Below are 17,565 nucleotides of genomic sequence, written 5' to 3'. Positions count from 1 at the left end.
CGTCAGGTTAGGCCGCGCGTCGGGCGGCGTAAACCGTCACAGGCTCCAAAGCACGACACCGGTCGCGATGGTTGAAAGCGACAGGACCCAGGCGAGCGTTGTCATCCGCGACGGTGGCTGCGCCTCGGCTTCGGCCTCCTGAAGCCGCGCATAGGTCTTGCAGGCCTGATGCCGTGCAGCCCAGAAGACGAGCACCGCCGCCAAGAGGAACATCGACGCGACCAGCTTTGCCGCCCAGGTCGGCTCAAACGCACCGAACACTGCCTTGAGCGCGACCGCCACGCCGACGGAGCCGAGGCCAAGGCCGTTCCAGCTCGCAAACGTGCGCTCGTTGGCCAGAAGCGTCCGATCCCGAGCCAGATCCGTCCGGTATTCGGATTCCGTCTGCTTTTTGCTCATGTCTCCTACCTGATGCAAGCCCGCCCGCCAGCGCGACGGTATGTGACGACGCCTGCCCTTCCCAAGAGCCTTCCTCTCGGGTTTAGATCGCTCGACCTTTGCCCGCGAGGACAACATGACCCCCGATATTATCCTAACCAACGCCCGCATCCTGACAATGGATCCCGGCCGCCCGCGCGCAGAGGCCGTCGCCCTCGGCCGGGAACGGGTCGCCGCCATCGGCGCGCGGGCCGAGATCGAGGCGCTCGCTGGGCCGACGACCGAGACCATCGACTGCGGCGGCGCGACGCTCCTGCCCGGCTTCTTCGAGAGCCACCTGCATCTCGTCCTCGGCGGCGCCGAGCTCGCCCATCTCCAGCTTGGCCATGTCGAGGGCAGGGACGCCATCGCCCGCGCCTTCCGCGATTTCGCGCGCCGCCATCCCGACCGCCCGCTCCTGATGGCGCAGGGCGGGCATTATGCGATGCTCGACCACCCGATGACACGCCACGACCTAGACGCGGTGATCGCCGACCGACCCATCGCCATCGGCGCGCACGACCATCACACCGTCTGGGCCAACACCGCCGCCCTGAAGGCCGCGGGCATCCTCGACGGCGCGAAGATGCCCCACGGCCACGAAGTGGTGATGGGCGACGACGGACGCGCCACCGGCGAACTCAGGGAATTCGAGGCCTTCGCCCCGGTCATCGCGCTCGGCGGCGAAGCGCGGCTCAATCTCGGCATCGCGACGGGGGAGGAGCCCGCCCCCTGGCCCGACGCGGCCGCCCGCGCCATCGACCGGAAAAAGGTCGCCGCCGGGCTCGCCCACGCCGCGAAGCACGGCGTCACCTCGATCGTCAACATGGACGGCAACCGCTACACGCTGGAGCTTCTGAGCGAAATGCGGGAGGCGGGCGAGCTCACCCAACGCGTGAAGGTGCCGTTCCACTTCAAGCCGCATATGGAGCTCTCCGCGCTCGACCGGGCCGAGGCGATGACGCGCGATTTCGACGACGACTGGCTTTGCTCGGGCTTCGTGAAGATGTTCATGGACGGCGTGATCGACTCGGGCACCGCCTTCCGGCTCGACGACTATCCCGGACGTCCCGGTCACCGCTCCGAGCCGCTCTTCCCCGGCCCGCGCTTCAACGAGATCGCGGCCGAGATCGACCGGCGCGGCCTCCAGATCGCCGTCCACGCCATCGGCGACGGCGCGGTCCGGACCACGATCGACGGCTACGAGGCGGCGCGGAAGGCCAACGGCAAGCGCGACAGCCGCCACCGGATCGAGCATATCGAGATGATCGACCCCGCCGACATCCCCCGCCTCGGCGCCCTCGGCATCACCGCCTCGGTCCAGCCGCCGCACGCACCGGGCGCGATGGATTTCGGGCTCTACCCGACGATCGACGTGATCGGCCGGCACCGGCTGAAGGACGCCTATCTCTGCCGGACGCTGGCCGAGGCGGGCGCGCCGCTCGCCTTCGCCTCCGACTGGCCCGTGACCGACATCTCGGTCCTGCGCGGCATCCACGCCGCCCTGACCCGGCCGACCTATGAGGGAGGCACCGACCAGCGCGTGGCCCTGCACGACATCCTCCGCGCCTACACCGCGGGCGGTGCCTGGGCCGCGCACCGGGACCACGTGACGGGCACGCTCAGGCCCGGCCTGGCGGCGGACATCGTCGTGCTGTCGGGCGACATCGAGACAACCCCGGCAGAGGCCGTGGCGGACATGTCGGTCGCGCTCACGATCTGCGGCGGGCGGGTGATCTATCGGGGCGAGGGAAAGGCGGCATGACCGAAGCCGTGGTTGTCCGGATTGCCGGACGAAGTGAGCTTTCGCTGCGGCTGCGCCAATGTCAGGTTCCGGGAATGAGTAAATCGAATTCCCTACGCGATCTTAGAACCGTCACCGGCACGTTCGGGCCAAATCGGTCTATTTGCTTCACGAACTCGGGCGCAGATTTACGTTCAAAATTCCAGATGTAAGAGAGAAATTCTCGATCAGGAAACGGCTCTGGACATCCTTCGGCTATCGCCACCCGTACCGTGCCGTAGTTCTTCACAACGCGTTTTGCAACGCCAAGAATTGCGACAAAACGAGGGACACGCAACCAAATAATCAGTTCCGCCCTTGGCACACGAATGTCAAAAGTTGACGCTCCACTGCCGTCCATAACCCATCTATCTCGCTCCACGAATTCTTGGAGGAGCAGTCTTTGTTCCTCACGATTTCGGACCTGCCATCCGGGGAGCCAGCGCACATCACGGTCGATTGATTGATACTCAAGCGCACAACTCTGAGCCAGTTTGAGTGCCAAGGTAGTCTTCCCGCCACCAGAACACCCAATCACTAGGACACGCTGTGCTTGGCGCAAAATGTCTTGTGCCTCGTTGGGGGGAACATAGTTTGGCATACAGCCTGTCTAACAAGCACGTCGATCCGGCGGTAGAGGCGGTTTCTTCGTTCAAGTGAGCCATTCGGACAGGATGCAGCATCCTGTAAAATGGGCTCGGAGCAGACACACAGCCGCTCGCCGCTACTCCCGTGAGATCCCCCGCGCCCGCTCGACCGCCGCATCGAGCCCTTCGGCGATGACACGCGCGATCCCGGCCTTCTCCATCGCGACCAGCCCGGCCGCCGTCGTCCCGGCATAATCCACCATCGCCCGGACCTGCCCGGCCGGGGTCTCCGCCCCCTTGCCCAGCACCTCGCCGCTCGCGAGGAAGAGTTGCCGCACTGCCCGCTCCGCCACGTCTGGCGCGATCCCGGCGCCCTCGGCGTAGCGGATCATGCCGTCGGCGAAGAGCGCGACGAAGCCCGGCACCGGACCCGTCATCGCGGTGAAGTGGTCGATATGGGCCTCGTCCGCGATCTCGTCGGTCACGCCGCAGGCGCCGAAGATGGCGCGGACGGTCGCGCGGTCGGCCTCGGTCACGCCTTCGCTCGCCACCCAGGGCGAATAGGCGAGACCTTCCCCGGCCGCCGGGCTCGACATGGCCCGGACGATACGGACCGCGCCGGTCAGCCGGGCGAGATCGGCCCGCGTCACCCCGGCCATGACCGAAACCACGAGCCGGTCCGGCGCCGTGATCGCTATATCCTTGGCGTTGGCGGGCGGCACCGACAAGATCACCGTCTCGCAAGCGCCTGAAAGCTCACCGTTGTCGCGCGTGAACCGCACGCCCGGCCACGCGTCGAACCCCGCCGCCTGCCCCGACCGGCTGGATATCCACAGCCGCTCGGGCGCGACGGTCCCCGACATCAGTATGCCCCGTGCGATGGCACCGCCGAGTTGGCCGTTACCGCCGATGATGCCGATCGGTCCCTGCGCGCTCATCGCCCCTTCCTCTCGATCTGCCCCATGCGGATCTGGCGCAGCACTTCGACCAGCATCGCCGTCAGAAGCCCCATGCTCAATAACCCGTTCGCAGCCGCCATGCCCCCAAGGAGCCGCCAGTCCTGCGGCAGGAGGATGTCGCCGAAACCGAGCGTCGTGAAGGCAACGAGCGAAAAGTAAACCGACGCCTCCATCGTCACGAAGATGCCGAGCGCCCGGAGCGCCACCGCCCAGATCCAGACCCCTGCCGTCACCATCGCCAGCACCCACATCACCGAGATCGACAGCACAAGCGTCAGTTTCGGGCGGTGCGGCTCGCGCAAGAGCCAGGGCCTGGTGCGCACGAACAGGACTTCCAGCGCCCAGAAGGCCAGTCCCGAGACCAGGATGGACAGAAGTATCAAAATGGTGCCCAGCAAAATCTGAACGAACATCGGGCTCTCCTTTCCGCGGCGGCCTGCGCGCCCGAGCCTCCTGCCGGGCACATGCCTGCCATACGTTTTGCCGACAGTTTGCAGATATCGCGCCGACTGCCGCAACCCGCGCAATCTGGACACCGTGCCGCGCCTCGCCTATCTCATGCCGGCCATGGCCGAGAAAACCAACCCGAACTACAAGGTGATCGCCGAAAACCGCCGCGCGCGGTTCGATTACTTCGTCGAGAGCGATCTCGAGGTCGGAATCGTGCTGAGCGGGTCGGAGGTGAAGTCGCTGAGGACCGGCCAGTCCAACATCGCCGACAGCTACGCCTCGGTCGAGGACGGGGAGTTGTGGCTGATCAACGGCTACATCGCACCCTACAAGCAGGCCGGAATCTTCGGGCATGAAGAACGCCGCAGGCGCAAGCTTCTGGTCTCGAAGAAGGAGTTGTCCCGGCTTTGGCAGGCCGTGGGGCGCGAGGGCATGACGCTCGTTCCCTTAGTCATGTATTTCAATCACAAGGGCATCGTGAAGCTGAAGATCGGCATCGCGAAAGGCAAGAAGGTCACCGATAAGCGCCAGACGGAAGCGAAGCGCGACTGGAACCGCCAGAAGCAGCGGCTTCTGAAGCAGGGCTGACGAGCGCCGGAAAGCGGGCCTTGCGTCCCTCTTTGCACTGCCGGATAAGGGATATCAGTCAAGCAGGGGGGCGGCCATGCCAGAGGACGATCCGACAACACTGGTTTCCACCGACTGGCTAGAGGCACATCTGAAGGATCCCGATATCCGGATCCTCGATGCATCGTGGTACCTGCCCGATGCCGGACGAGACGCGAAGGCGGAATACGACGACGCCCACATCCCCGGCGCGCGATTCTTCGACATCGACGAGATTTCCGACCAGCGCTCGCCCCTTCCGCATATGGCGCCGCCGCCCGAGAAGTTCATCAGCCGGATGCGCGCGATGGGCGTGGGCGACGGTCATCAGGTCGTCGTCTATGACGGCGCGGGCCTCTTCTCGGCCGCCCGCGTGTGGTGGCTGTTCCGGCTCATGGGCAAGACGGACGTCGCCGTGCTCGACGGCGGCTTTCCGAAATGGCGGGCCGAGGGGCGGCCGGTCGAGGACATGCCCCCCGTCCTGCGCGACCGCCACATCACGGTGCAGCGCCAGGCGCATCTCGTGAAGGACGTGACCCAGGTCGCCGCAGCCGCGAAGCTGGGCAATCACGTCATCATCGACGCGCGCAGCCCTACCCGGTTCAAGGGCGACGAGGAGGAGCCGCGCGAAGGGCTGCGGTCCGGCCACATTCCCGGTTCCGTCAGCCTTCACTACCGCAACCTGCTGAACGCAGACGGCACAATGAAGTCCGTCGACGAGATTCGCTCAGCGTTCGGCGCCGCGGGCGCTGACCTGTCGCGGCCCGCGATCACGACCTGCGGCTCCGGCGTGACGGCCGCGATTCTGAACCTCGCGCTCGAGCGGCTCGGCAAGCGCGACCACGCGCTCTACGACGGTTCCTGGTCAGAATGGGGGATGTATGGCGATCTGAAGATCGCCACCGGATAACAGGAGCTACGCCATGCTGGGCAATCTCAAGCCGCAACCCGCCGACAAGATCCTGCAACTCATGGGCCAGTTCCGGGCCGATCCGCGCGAGGACAAGATCGACCTCGGCGTCGGTGTCTACAAGAGCGCCGACGGTGTGACCCCCGTGATGCGCGCGGTCAAGGCGGCCGAGAAGCAGCTGTGGGAAACGGAGACCACCAAAAGCTACACCGGGCTTGCGGGCGATCCTGCCTTTAACGCCGCGATGGCGACGCTGGTCCTCGGCGAGGCGCTCTCCGACCGCCTCTCCTCGGTCGCGACGCCGGGCGGCACCGGCGCCTGCCGGCAGGCCTTCGAACTCATCCGCCTGGCGAACCCCGAAGCCGCCTTGTGGGTCTCGGACCCGACCTGGCCCAATCACCTGTCGATCCTGAACTATCTCAAGATCCCGACGAAGCCTTACCGCTACTTCGACGGCGAGACGCGGGCGGTCGATTTCGACGGCATGATGGCCGATCTGGCCGCTGTCAAGGCGGGCGATGTCGTGCTCTTGCACGGCTGCTGCCACAATCCCACGGGCGCGAATCTAACGCTGCCCGAATGGCGCGCGGTCGCCGATCTTTGCGAGAAGACCGGCGCGATGCCGATGATCGACATCGCCTATCAGGGCTTCGGCGACGGGCTCGACGACGATGCAGCGGGCGTCAGGCTGATCGCAGAACGGCTGCCGGAGGTTTTGATCGCCGCCTCGTGCTCGAAGAACTTCGGCATCTACCGCGAGCGCACCGGCGCGCTCATCGCGCTGTCCGAGCCTGCGAAACGCGAGGTCACGCAAGGCACGCTCGCCTTCCTCAATCGGCAAAACTATTCCTTCCCGCCGGACCACGGCGCGCGGCTCGTCACGATGATTCTCGAAGACCCCGCGCTTCGGGGCGACTGGCAGGCGGAACTTGAGGAGATGCGGCTGGGCATGCTCGGGCTGCGTGAACAGCTCGCAAAGGAGTTGCGGACGCTTTCGGGTTCCGATCGCTTCGGCTTCATCGCCGAGCATCGCGGCATGTTCTCGCGCCTCGGGGCGTCGCCCGAACAGGTGGAACGGCTGAAGTCCGAGCACGGGATCTACATGGTGGGCGATTCACGTCTGAACATCGCGGGGCTGAATGCCAAGTCCGTGCCGGTGCTTGCCAGCGCGATTCTCGACGTCGGCATCTGAAGGTAAAGCGCGAAGGGAAATCGCCAGCCCCCGGAAGCGGTCTAGCTCGTCGGCCGATTCGTGGGCACCCCAGCCATGGAAATAGCCCGGACCACGACGGTCCGGGCCATCTTCTTCATCCCCGGGGGCGATTAGCCTTTGGCGAATTCCGGATAGGCCTCCATACCAAGCTCGGCCATATCGAGACCGTTGATCTCGGTCTCTTCGTCGACGCGGATGCCCAGCGCAGCTTTCAGGGCCATCCAGACCGCTGCCGACACGCCGAAGACGAACACGCCCACGATGATGATCGACATCAGTTGGCCATAGAGCGTCGCATCGGAGTTGGTGAGGACCACTGCGAGCGTGCCCCAGATCCCGCATACGAGGTGCACCGGAATCGCGCCGACAACATCGTCGACCCTGAGCTTGTCGAGCAGCGGGACAGTGAAGACCACAAGCACACCGCCTACCGCTCCGATCAGCGTCGCCGCACCGAGGCTCGGCGTCAGCGGTTCTGCCGTAATGGAGACGAGACCGGCCAGCGCACCGTTCAGCACCATGGTCAGGTCCGGCTTGCCGAAGCGCAGCTGCGAGACGATCAGCGCCGCGATTGCGCCACCGGCCGCCGCCGTGTTCGTGTTGGCGAAGATGCGGCTGATGTCTGCGACGTTGCCTGCGGTGTCCATGTAGAGCTGCGAGCCGCCGTTGAAGCCGAACCAGCCGAGCCACAGGATGAACGTACCGAGCGTCGCGAGCGCCAGATTGGAGCCGGGGATCGGATTCACGCGGCCATCCTTGTATTTGCCCAGACGCGGCCCGAGGATGAGCGCACCGGCGAGCGCCGCCCAGCCACCAACCGAGTGGACAACCGTCGAACCAGCGAAGTCGAGGAACCCGAAGTTCGCATCAAGAAAGCCGCCACCCCATTTCCAGGATGCCTGGATCGGGTAGATGAGACCTGTCAGAACCATGGTGAAGATCAGGAACGGCCAGAGCTTGATGCGCTCCGCCAACGTGCCCGAAACGATTGACGCGGTCGTCGCGCAGAACATCAGCTGGAAGAAAAAGTCCGAACCGACCGAGGCGTAGGTGAGGTCGGTTTCGGTTTCGGCCAATCCGACCGGCTCCATTGACGCTGTCGAGAATGCGCCGAGCACGTTGGTGATCGTCCAGCCGTCGCCCGGATACATCAGGTTATAGCCGACCACGTAGTACATGATCGCAGCGATCGCGAAGAGCGCGACGTTTTTCGTCAGTTGCATTGTCACGTTCTTCTGGCGCACGAGCCCCGCTTCGAGCATCGAAAATCCTGCGGCCATCCACATCACCAGAAAGCCGGTGACGAGGAACATGAAGGTTGTGAAGATGTAGCCGATCTCATCGTTTGGCGGGGTCGTGTCGGCCGCGGCCTCCTGACTCAAGGCCGGCAGCGCGGCCAGTGCCGTCAGTCCGGCAATTCCCAGGATTCTTGTCAGTTTCATTGCATTCTTCCCTTGCATTCCCACATCTGCCCCGATCACAGCGCGTCCTCTCCGGTCTCACCCGTCCGCACGCGAACGACCTCTTTCAGGTCGAGCACGAAGATTTTGCCGTCGCCGATCTTGTCGGTGCGCGCGACCTTCTGGATGGTTTCGACCACCGGCTCGGCCAAGGCCTCCGTCACCGCGATCTCGATTTTCACTTTCGGCACGAAATTCACCGCGTATTCGGCGCCGCGATAGATTTCCGTATGCCCAGACTGGGCGCCGAACCCCTTGATTTCGCTGACCATCATGCCGCGCACGCCAATTTCGGTCAGCGCGGCACGCACCTCTTCGAGCTTGTAGGGCTTGATCGCCGCCATGATGTATTTCACGTCCCACTCCTTCTTAACGCCTTTGGAATCAGGCTCGCGAGGAGGGTTGTGTGCTGCGGCGCAGCGATACAAGACGACGGGCCCTGTCTGCTCAGGTGCAGGCGTCGTTCGGCTCGATAGTTTGCACTTTTTTGCGGCAGTGCTTAATATTTGTGCGTTCAGTGAAGCTATTCGTGATCCGCGATGGCTCCACATTCCCCGGGTAAGGGGCTATGTTGACCAAAACAACGCAGGCACGGATTTCATCCTCATGAGCGGATCGGGTGGCAGAAAACCCCCTCTCGTCGCGGAGCGACGTTTCACGGCAGCAGAGCCGGCCAAGGCGAAGCGGCGCAAGCCACAGTCGCCCAAGCCGAAACGCCGGAAGGCGACGCCGAAGCGGAGTCGGGCGAGCTGGCCGATCCGGCTGGTCACGGGTTTCGTGAGCCTTGTCTGGCGAATTGCCTGGGGCTTCGGTTGGCGACTCGCGGCGATGGGCGCGATCGTGCTGGGTCTTGCGACGTTCTACTTCTATGCGCAGCTTCCGCCGCTCGAAACGCTCATCGACGCCCGCACCAAGGGGTCGGTGACGCTGCTCGACCGCGACGGGCGCGTATTCGCGTGGCGCGGAGAGACCTTCGGCGGACAGATCACGGCGGACACCGTCTCGCCGCATCTGAAGAACGCGATCATCGCGACCGAAGACAAGCGCTATTACACGCATCTCGGCATCAGCCCGCGCGGCATCGCGAGCGCGATCAGGATCAACCTTCGCGAGGGGCGAGGCCCGTTCGAAGGCAACGGCGGCTCGACCATCACCCAGCAGGTGGCGAAACTCATTTGTCTCGGCGAGCCCTACGATCCGAAAACGTGGAAGAGCGAGGCCGACTACGAGGCCGACTGCCGCGTCACCTCGAAGTGGCGCAAGATCAAGGAGGTGCCCTTCTCCTTCGCGATGGAGGCGAAGTACGGCAAGGACAGTGTTCTGACACTCTATCTCAACCGTGCCTATCTCGGGGCGGGAGCGCGCGGGTTCGAAGCGGCGAGCCAGCGCTATTTCGGCAAGTCCGCGAACGAGGTCAACGCGGGCGAGGCGGCGATGCTCGCGGGGCTTTTGAAGGCGCCGACGCGCTACGCGCCCACGGCCGATCTTGAACGTTCGCAGGCACGCGCCTCCGTCGTGCTCAGTCTGATGCGCGATCAGGGCTATCTGACGGATACGCAGTATCGTGAGTCGCTCGACAAGCCGGCGCAACTGTCGCCGGCGGCCGAGGCCAAGGCGGGCGGGTATTTCGCCGACTGGGTGATGGACTCGGGTCCAGCATTTCTGACGCAAGACACAACAGAGGACGTCGTCATCCACACGACGCTGGACCAGCGTATCCAGAAGCAGGCGGAAGAAGCGCTCGCCTATGTCTTCGACACCAAGGTCAAGGCAGATTCGAAAGCGCAGGCGGCGATCGTCGTGATGTCCGCCGACGGCGCCGTTCGCGCGATGGTCGGCGGGCGCAAGACCAAGGTCGCGGGCGCCTTCAACCGCGCGACCCAGGCGCTCAGGCAGACCGGCTCGACCTTCAAGCCCTTCGTCTATGCCGCCGCCCTCGACATGGGCTACACGATGAACTCCCTCGTTGAAGACGCGCCGGTCACGCTTTACGTCAAGGGATCGGGCGAGTGGTCGCCAAAGAACTACGATCCCGGCTACCGCGGCTACATCCCGCTGAGTGACGCGCTCGCAAATTCCGTCAACACCGCTACGGTGCGGGTCAGCCAGGCGGTCGGCCTTGAGGCTGTGCGCCAGGTCGCCTCCGATTTCGGCATTCAGTCAGACCTAGCTGCCGGACCGGCGATAGCCCTCGGCGCGTCTGAATCCACCCTCCTCGAGATGACCGGCGCCTATGCCGGGATACTGAATGGCGGATCCTCGGTCCGGCCCTACGGACTGATCGAACTGCGCATTCAGGGCGATGACACTCCGCTGATCGGTCAGGAAGGCGGCATGGGCGAGCGTGTGATCTCGAACGATGCAGCGCGACAACTCGTCTACATGATGAGCCAGGTGGTCGAGCGCGGCACCGGGCGGCGCGCGCGGCTTGAGGACCGCCCGGTGGCGGGCAAGACCGGTACAACGCAGGGCGCGCGGGACGCCTGGTTCATCGGTTTCACGGGCAACTACGTGACCGGGGTGTGGATGGGCAACGACGACAATACACCCCTGACGGGCGTGACGGGGGGTGGGCTGCCGACAGAGATCTGGCATGAAGTCATGGCACGGGTTGAGCGGGATCAGCCTGTAACGCCCTTGCCCATGACACGACCGGAAGAACTGCCAGCGCCCCAGTGGGAGGGGCAGAGCTACGAGACCGGCCCGCTCGCTCAGACGGAAAACCCGCTGCCGCAGCCGCAACGGACTCAGCCGCAAGGCCGCGATCCTGCTGAGCAGCTTCTCTTGAACGTGCTCGGCGCGATCTTGGGGAACCGGAACTAGGCGTCGGTCTCGGCGAATGACAGACGCCTCTATCCGGCGCGACGAAGGTCGGCCGCAAGCGCCGAGATGTCCCCACGCCGGCGGTCGAGCATCGCGGTGATCTCTGTACGTTCGGCGGCGAGCATGTTCACGCCCTCGATGATGATGTTGAAGAAGAGCCGCTTGCCGGATTTCTCGAAGACGTGCCAATCCACGCGAAACGGTGACTGGCCCCGCAGATGCGCAACCGAACGCACCTCGAAGAAGCTCTTCAGCGGGCGCGCGTCCTTCACCTCGATCCGGCCGCCGATGAACTCACGGAACCGGCGGCCGTATTTGCGGGCGATGTATCCCTGAAACGCCTTGATGTAAGCGGCAAGCTCGGCACTGCCGGCGCTGCGGCCGGCGGGACCAAGCGAGCTTTGCGCAATGAAGCGGACATCGGCGTAGCGCGCAAATATCCGCTCGAAATCTTTGTACATCGCACCTTCGGACTTGCCGGAATTGATGACCGTGTTGACCTCGTCCACAAGCCGTCCGACGAGCGCCTGCGCATCATTGACGTTAAAGGCGAATGCCGCGCCGGGCAGAACTGCGGCGGCGGAAGTGGCGGCGATGAAGCGGCGGCGGGTCAGGCTATTGTCCATAGGGATCCTCGAACGGGTCAAATACGTCGGCCTCGATGCCAAGTTCAAAGTCGCGGTTCTGCAAATAGAGCAGTCGCATCTGTGCATAGCTGTCGGCGCTTTCGTAGAGGATCGAGTCCACCGTGTCGCTGAATCTCTGGCGATCCGCTATTTTGCCGCCAAGCTTGGCCGCCGCGATATAGTAGGTCTCCGGCTCTCCGACAACTGCCCCGACAGGGTCGAGGAACACATCGACCACCTTGCCGGCGAGGTCCCGCTCGGTCGTGGGGCCGGCAACGGGGAGAACGAGGAAGGCGCCTTCGGGCGCCCCCCAGACATGCAGCGTCTCGCCGAAATCGGTATCTTCTGCGTCGATTCCCATGGCGGTCGCGGGGTCGAAGATGCCCGCAATCCCGATCGTGGAATTGATCGCGAAGCGGAACGTATTGCGCAGGGCCGGCGCGGGCCTCCCCTGAAGGACCGAGTTGACCACCGCACCGGGCATCGACAGGTTGTCCGCCACGTTGCCGAGTCCCTCGGCAACCGGCTGGGGCAGCAGGCGTTTCTTGTCCGGCTTGCCGCCGCCGAAAAGCGTGCGATCAAGCGACACATTCTCCGCATGCACGGCGCGATTCTGTTCCTCGAACGGGTCATTGAATTCCGCGCCGGGCTCCGGGGCCGTACAGGCAGCGAGCACGCAGAGCACCGTCGGGACGAAAAATGCCCGCAGGCGGATATCAAAAGGCGCCAATGGATTTCTCAACATTTTGTTTCTATCTTTCCGCGAAAATCGTGACTCTGGCACGCGGCCACGCACGACTTTCGCACCCGAAGGCCCTCAAGGCTTAAAAGCCAAGGGCTCCGGGCGCAAGTCGCGAAGCCGAAAGCGGTGGACCGGGGCGCGGCATCGGCGGATATACGTCCGGGGCAGGAGAGAGCGGATGGATCAGCGGCAAATTCGACTTGGGCAGGAGGAACTGCGGTCGGCGCGTAGTGCGAACAGGCGCCTGTTCTGGTCGGTCGGGCTCTTTTCGGCCTTCGTCAACCTGCTGATGCTGACCGGGCCGATCTTCATGCTTCAGGTCTACGACCGCGTGCTCGGCAGTCGGTCGGAAGAAACCCTGCTCGCGCTCTTCGTGCTCGTGGCCTTCCTCTTCCTGATGATGGGCCTTCTCGATCTGGCGCGAGGGCGCGTGATGTCACGCCTCGCGGCACGTTTCGCCTCGGCGCTCGAGGCACGCGTCTTCTCCGCCTCGCTCGCGCGCAGCGCTGTGCGACCGGACGATCCGCTCGCTTCAGTCGGGCTTAGGGATCTCGAGGCGATCCGTCAGTTCCTCGCAGCGCCTGTCTTCCTTTCCATCTTCGACATGCCTTGGGCACCGGTGTTCCTCACCGCGGTCTTCATATTTCACCCCTGGCTCGGCTGGCTCGCGCTCGCGGGCGGGGCGGTGCTGGTAGTGGTGACGGCACTGAACCAGCAAGCCACGCGCCGCGCCGTTCTAAGCGCGCAAGAGGCGGGACAGCGGGCCGAACGCATGGCGGACCAGCTGCGCGACGAGGCCGACCTGGTGCAAAGTCTGGGCATGGGCGGCGCGAGCTTCACGCGCTGGGGCACTGCGCGGCGCCGGGCGGTGGCCCAAGCACTCACTGCAGCCGACAGTTCCGGCGTCTACTCGGTCTTTTCCAAGACCTTCCGGCTGTTCTTGCAGTCGGCGATGCTGGCGGCCGGGGCGTATTTCGTGCTTCAGGGAGAGCTTACACCGGGCGCGATGATCGCCGCCTCGATCCTGATGGGGCGCGCGCTTGCGCCGGTCGAGCTGGCGATCGGCGGCTGGGCGATCGTGCAGCGCGCGCAGGAAGGCTGGCATAGGCTCGCCGCTCTACTCGGCACGGTGCCCGCCCCGGCGGAGCGCACCGCCCTGCCCCGGCCGCGCGCGGTTCTCGAGGCGAACCAGCTCACCGTCGTGCCACCCGGCCAGTCGCAAGCCGCGCTGCGGATGGTCTCGTTCCGGCTGGAGCCGGGCCAGGCGCTCGGCGTCATCGGCCCGTCGGGCGCGGGCAAGTCGACGCTGGCGCGCGCGCTCACCGGGCTGTGGCGGCCGGCGGGCGGGTGGATCAGGCTCGACGGCGCGACGCTGGACCAGTACGATCCCGACCGGCTTGGACAGTACATCGGCTACCTGCCGCAACGCGTGACGCTCTTCGACGGCACCATCGCGGAAAACATCGCCCGGCTGTCCCCCGAACCCGACGACGCGGCGGTGATTGCGGCGGCGCGCAAGGCCGACGCGCACCAGATGATCCTCGACTTGCCTGACGGCTACGACACTCGGGTCAGCCAGGCCGGAGGGCGGCTGTCGGGCGGGCAGATCCAGCGCATCGGCCTCGCGCGGGCGCTCTACGGCGACCCGGTGATCCTCGTGCTCGACGAGCCCAACTCGAACCTCGACAACGACGGCTCGATGGCGCTGAACGCCGCGATCCGCGAGGTCAAGGCGGCGGGTGGCGCGGTGCTGATCATGGCGCACCGGCCTGCGGCGATCCAGGAATGCGACTTTCTGATGATGCTCGACTGCGGCGTCAGACGCGCCTTCGGGCCGCGTGACGAGGTGCTGAAATCCATGGTGAAAAACGCGGCCGAAATCGTGCGGGCGCCCGGACCCGGAGGTGTGACGTGACCGAGCACGAGAAAACCCCTTCTGCCCGCGGGCCGCTCTTGCTCGGCGCGGTCGCGCTGGCGCTACTCGTCGGCGGCTTCGGGTTCTGGTCCGTCACGACCGAGATCGCCGGTGCCGTCGTCGCGCCTGGTCAGGTCGAGGTCGAGCAGAACCGTCAAGTCGTGCAGCATCCCGACGGCGGTGTCGTGGCCGACATCCTGGTCAAGGACGGCGACCTCGTGGAGGCGGGCACCCCGCTCATCCGGCTTGACGGCACGCTCCTGCGCTCCGAACTCGCCATCGTCGAGGGTCAGTTTTTCGAGATCCTCGCGCGGCGCGGCCGACTGGAGGCAGAGCGCGACGATGCCGAAGCGATCACCTTTCCCGCCGAACTCGCCGACTTCGCTGCGGACCGGTCCGAGATCGCCGCCCTGATGGCCGGACAGGAGCGGCTTTTCGCCGCGCGCGCCGAGACGGAGGCGAATGAGCTTGACCAGCTGGCTCGCCGGCGCGGCCAGATCGCGAGCCAGATTGCCGGGATCGCTGCCCAGCGCGAGGCTTCGGACAGCCAGATCGCGCTGATTGACGAGGAACTCGCCGATCTCAAGAGCCTCCTCGATCGGGGCCTCACCCAAGCCGGCCGCGTGCTCGCGCTTGAACGTGAGCGGGCGCGGCTTGCCGGCGCCGCCGGCGAGTTGGACGCCGCGCGCGCCGAGGCGGAGGGGCGCGTGACCGAGATCGAAATAGAGATCCTGAAGCGCGGCAGTACCCGGCGCGAAGACGCGAACGCGCAGCTTCGCGACCTCGGCTACCGGGAACTGGAACTTGCCGAGCGCCGACGTGCGCTGATCGAGCAGATCGAGCGGCTGGAAATTCGCGCGCCCGTCGCGGGCGTCGTGCATGCGCTTCAGGTCACGACGCCGCGCTCGGTGATCCGCGCCGCCGACCCCGTTCTTTTCCTCGTCCCGCAGGACCGACCGCTGGTCATCGCCGCCCGGATCGCGCCAATCCATATCGACGAGGTCCAGATCGGCCAGGACGTCGCATTGCGCTTCTCCGCGCTCGACACCCGCACGACGCCCGAGTTGTTCGGCCAGGTCTCGCGCGTTTCCGCCGACGCGCTGACGGACGAGGCGAGCCAGTCAAGCTTCTACCGCGCCGAGGTGGTTCTGACCGCCGAGGAGCTCGACAAGCTTGGCGACCGCGCGATCCTGCCGGGAATGCCGGTCGAGGTCTTCATCCGGACCGGCGAGCGCACGCCGCTCGCCTATCTCGTCAGGCCGCTGGCGGAATATTTCAACCGTGCCTTCCGCGAGAGCTGACATCGTCATCCGGCCGGCGCGGGTGGAGGAACTGGCCAATCTCTCGGCGCTTTGCCTGCGCTCGAAGGCGCTTTGGGGCTATGACGATTCGTTCATCGAGGCGTGCCGGGCAGAGTTGACTCTCACGGCGGCAGACCTCGCCGCGACCCACGTGCGCGTCGCGGTCGCGGACGGCGTGCCCGTCGGTTTCGTGCAGATCGCGGGCAAATCCATGGAAAAGCTCTTCGTCGAGCCGTCCCGGATCGGCAATGGCGTCGGGCGGGCGCTTTTCGACGCGGCGCTGGCCCTCGCGCGCGCAGCGGGCATGACGGAACTGGTGATCGAAGCCGATCCTTACGCCGTCGACTTCTACGAACGCATGGGCGCGCGCCACGCCGGAAATGTGCCGTCGGGCAGCATCCCGGGCCGCTTCCTGCCACGGCTGGTCGTATCGGTGGGCCGAGGATCGTGACCGGCCTTCCCCGCGGGGAACGACACGGCTAACGTGCGCGCGAATCTGAACCGAGGAGACCTTCACATGGCCGGAAAGATCGACGCACGCCTTTCAGAGCTGGGCATCACCCTGCCCGACGCGCCCGCCCCTGCGGCGAACTACGTGCCTTACGTCCGCTCGGGCGACCTTCTCTTCGTGTCAGGCCAGATTTCGCAAAGCTCCGAAGGCCTCATCAAGGGCAAACTCGGCGACACGATGGATGTGGCCGAAGGCGCCGAAGCGGCGCGGCGCTGCGGGATGAGCCTTCTGGCACAGGCAAAGGCTGCGCTTGGCGGCGATCTGGACCGGGTCGCGAGGGTGGTGAAGCTGACGGGTTTCGTCAACTCAACGCCCGACTTCGCCGACCAGCCTAAGGTGATCAACGGCTGCTCGGACCTGATGGTCGAGGTGCTGGGCGACGCCGGCCGCCATGCCCGCGCCGCGGTCTCGGCGCCCGCCCTGCCGCTTGGCGTCGCGGTAGAGATCGAGGCGGTCTTCGAGGTCGCCTGATGGCGCCCCGGCCCGTGCCACTGCCAGAGGCGTTCCTCACCCGGCCGCTCGCCCATCGCGGACTTCACGACCGGGCGGCGGGCCGGCCGGAAAACTCGCCCGCCGCCTTCCGCGCCGCGATCGCGGCGGGCTACGGCATAGAATGCGACATCCAGCCCTCGGCTGACGGCGTGCCGATGGTCTTTCACGACTACGACCTGAAGCGCCTGACCGGCCGGACGGGACCGATCCGCGGCGTGCGCGCGGCGGACCTCGGCCAGATCCGCCTGATGGACGCGGAGGATGGGATCCCGACGCTCGCCGAGACTCTGGCGCTGGTCGACGGCCGTGTTCCGCTTCTCATCGAAATCAAGGATCAGGACGGCAGGATGGGTCCGAATGTCGGGCTGCTCGAACGCGCTGTGGCGGAGGCGATCCAGGGCTATGCCGGCTCCGTCGCGCTGATGTCATTCAACCCGCACTCGGTGGCCGCCGTGGCCGGGGCGGCCACCGACCGCCCGCGCGGGATCGTCACATCCGCCTACACGGAAGAGGATTGGCCGCTTCTGCCCGCGGCGACGCGCAACCGGCTGCGCGAGATCCCCGACTACCACCTTGTCGGTGCGAGCTTCATTTCCCACGAGGCGGGCGATCTGGCCCGGCCCCGCGTGGCCGAGCTTCGCGCCGAGGGCGCGCAGATCCTCTGCTGGACGATCCGCTCCCCCGAGGCGGAAGTCGAGGCGCGGCGCGTTGCGACGAACGTCACCTTCGAAGGCTATGATGCGGCACTGCCGGGTTGACGTGTCAGGGCC

The 17,565-nt window shown here is 65.7% G+C and carries 18 protein-coding genes; 10 read left to right on the top strand and 8 right to left on the bottom strand.

What is annotated here, in order from left to right; genetic code table 11:
* Positions 1-36: 36 nt before the first annotated feature.
* Positions 37-399, bottom strand: coding sequence for a YidH family protein (locus DEA8626_RS01245; protein ID WP_108851258.1), 363 nt, complete (start codon positions 397-399; stop codon positions 37-39).
* A gap of 115 nt (positions 400-514) precedes the next feature.
* Here DEA8626_RS01245 and DEA8626_RS01240 point away from each other — a divergent pair, with 115 nt between their 5' ends.
* Positions 515-2,182 (top strand): amidohydrolase, encoded by a 1,668-nt coding sequence (locus DEA8626_RS01240; protein WP_108851257.1) that lies wholly within the window; start codon positions 515-517, stop codon positions 2,180-2,182.
* Positions 2,183-2,243: 61 nt separating this feature from the next.
* Here the strand turns inward: DEA8626_RS01240 and DEA8626_RS01235 are convergent, their stop codons facing one another.
* The 3 genes from DEA8626_RS01235 to DEA8626_RS01225 all read right to left on the bottom strand — a co-directional run bounded on the left by DEA8626_RS01235 (position 2,244) and on the right by DEA8626_RS01225 (position 4,159).
* Positions 2,244-2,705 carry a P-loop NTPase family protein gene (locus DEA8626_RS01235; RefSeq protein WP_219929148.1) on the bottom strand — a complete coding sequence of 154 codons (462 nt, stop codon included), beginning with the start codon at positions 2,703-2,705 and terminating at the stop codon, positions 2,244-2,246.
* Between the two features lie 219 nt (positions 2,706-2,924).
* On the bottom strand, positions 2,925-3,725 hold the full coding sequence (locus DEA8626_RS01230; protein ID WP_108851255.1) for a pyrroline-5-carboxylate reductase family protein: 801 nt from the start codon (positions 3,723-3,725) through the stop codon (positions 2,925-2,927).
* Positions 3,722-4,159, bottom strand: coding sequence for an ion channel (locus DEA8626_RS01225; protein ID WP_108851254.1), 438 nt, complete (start codon positions 4,157-4,159; stop codon positions 3,722-3,724). The genes DEA8626_RS01230 and DEA8626_RS01225 overlap by 4 nt, the downstream gene beginning before the upstream one ends.
* A gap of 154 nt (positions 4,160-4,313) precedes the next feature.
* Between DEA8626_RS01225 and smpB the strand changes: the two genes are divergently transcribed.
* From smpB to DEA8626_RS01210, 3 genes are all read left to right on the top strand, one after another.
* Positions 4,314-4,784, top strand: a complete 471-nt coding sequence (gene smpB, locus DEA8626_RS01220) for an SsrA-binding protein SmpB (protein WP_108853263.1) — start codon at positions 4,314-4,316, stop codon at positions 4,782-4,784.
* A gap of 76 nt (positions 4,785-4,860) precedes the next feature.
* Entirely contained in the window at positions 4,861-5,712 is an 852-nt protein-coding gene (sseA, locus tag DEA8626_RS01215) for a 3-mercaptopyruvate sulfurtransferase (RefSeq protein ID WP_108851253.1), read from the top strand.
* 13 nt (positions 5,713-5,725) lie between these two features.
* Positions 5,726-6,904, top strand: coding sequence for an amino acid aminotransferase (locus tag DEA8626_RS01210; RefSeq protein ID WP_108851252.1), 1,179 nt, complete (start codon positions 5,726-5,728; stop codon positions 6,902-6,904).
* 131 nt (positions 6,905-7,035) lie between these two features.
* Here the strand turns inward: DEA8626_RS01210 and DEA8626_RS01205 are convergent, their stop codons facing one another.
* Both DEA8626_RS01205 and DEA8626_RS01200 read right to left on the bottom strand, forming a co-directional pair.
* Positions 7,036-8,367: an ammonium transporter gene (locus DEA8626_RS01205; RefSeq protein ID WP_108851251.1), complete on the bottom strand. Its 1,332-nt coding sequence runs from the start codon at positions 8,365-8,367 to the stop codon at positions 7,036-7,038.
* A 35-nt stretch (positions 8,368-8,402) separates the two neighbouring features.
* The gene (locus DEA8626_RS01200) at positions 8,403-8,741 is read right to left on the bottom strand and encodes a P-II family nitrogen regulator (protein ID WP_108851250.1); all 339 of its coding nucleotides are present in this window, start codon (positions 8,739-8,741) and stop codon (positions 8,403-8,405) included.
* 250 nt (positions 8,742-8,991) lie between these two features.
* Here DEA8626_RS01200 and DEA8626_RS01195 point away from each other — a divergent pair, with 250 nt between their 5' ends.
* Complete coding sequence (locus tag DEA8626_RS01195; protein WP_108851249.1) at positions 8,992-11,208, top strand: transglycosylase domain-containing protein; 2,217 nt, start codon at positions 8,992-8,994, stop codon at positions 11,206-11,208.
* A 29-nt stretch (positions 11,209-11,237) separates the two neighbouring features.
* Here DEA8626_RS01195 and DEA8626_RS01190 read toward each other — a convergent pair whose 3' ends face one another.
* Complete coding sequence (locus DEA8626_RS01190) at positions 11,238-11,834, bottom strand: MlaC/ttg2D family ABC transporter substrate-binding protein (protein ID WP_108851248.1); 597 nt, start codon at positions 11,832-11,834, stop codon at positions 11,238-11,240.
* A complete protein-coding gene (locus tag DEA8626_RS01185; protein ID WP_245890682.1) occupies positions 11,824-12,564 on the bottom strand; it encodes an MlaA family lipoprotein in 741 nt (246 codons plus the stop codon). Before DEA8626_RS01185 ends, DEA8626_RS01190 begins: the two co-directional genes overlap by 11 nt.
* A 190-nt stretch (positions 12,565-12,754) precedes the next feature.
* On the opposite strand from DEA8626_RS01185, the gene DEA8626_RS01180 reads away from it, so the two are divergent.
* From DEA8626_RS01180 to DEA8626_RS01160, 5 genes are all read left to right on the top strand, one after another.
* Positions 12,755-14,491 carry a type I secretion system permease/ATPase gene (locus DEA8626_RS01180; RefSeq protein WP_108851246.1) on the top strand — a complete coding sequence of 579 codons (1,737 nt, stop codon included), beginning with the start codon at positions 12,755-12,757 and terminating at the stop codon, positions 14,489-14,491.
* Positions 14,488-15,792 carry an HlyD family type I secretion periplasmic adaptor subunit gene (locus tag DEA8626_RS01175; RefSeq protein WP_108851245.1) on the top strand — a complete coding sequence of 435 codons (1,305 nt, stop codon included), beginning with the start codon at positions 14,488-14,490 and terminating at the stop codon, positions 15,790-15,792. The genes DEA8626_RS01180 and DEA8626_RS01175 overlap by 4 nt, the downstream gene beginning before the upstream one ends.
* Positions 15,773-16,243 (top strand): GNAT family N-acetyltransferase, encoded by a 471-nt coding sequence (locus tag DEA8626_RS01170; protein ID WP_219929147.1) that lies wholly within the window; start codon positions 15,773-15,775, stop codon positions 16,241-16,243. The genes DEA8626_RS01175 and DEA8626_RS01170 overlap by 20 nt, the downstream gene beginning before the upstream one ends.
* 66 nt (positions 16,244-16,309) lie before the next feature.
* The gene (locus tag DEA8626_RS01165) at positions 16,310-16,774 is read left to right on the top strand and encodes a RidA family protein (RefSeq protein WP_108851244.1); all 465 of its coding nucleotides are present in this window, start codon (positions 16,310-16,312) and stop codon (positions 16,772-16,774) included.
* Positions 16,774-17,553, top strand: a complete 780-nt coding sequence (locus DEA8626_RS01160) for a glycerophosphodiester phosphodiesterase family protein (protein ID WP_108851243.1) — start codon at positions 16,774-16,776, stop codon at positions 17,551-17,553. Before DEA8626_RS01165 ends, DEA8626_RS01160 begins: the two co-directional genes overlap by 1 nt.
* Positions 17,554-17,565 lie beyond the last annotated feature (12 nt).

It is taken from the genome of Defluviimonas aquaemixtae (assembly GCF_900302475.1).
Taxonomy (GTDB): domain Bacteria; phylum Pseudomonadota; class Alphaproteobacteria; order Rhodobacterales; family Rhodobacteraceae; genus Albidovulum; species Albidovulum aquaemixtae.
The sequence above is the reverse complement of the archived record's forward strand: the minus strand, read 5'-3'. Positions and strand labels throughout refer to the sequence as shown.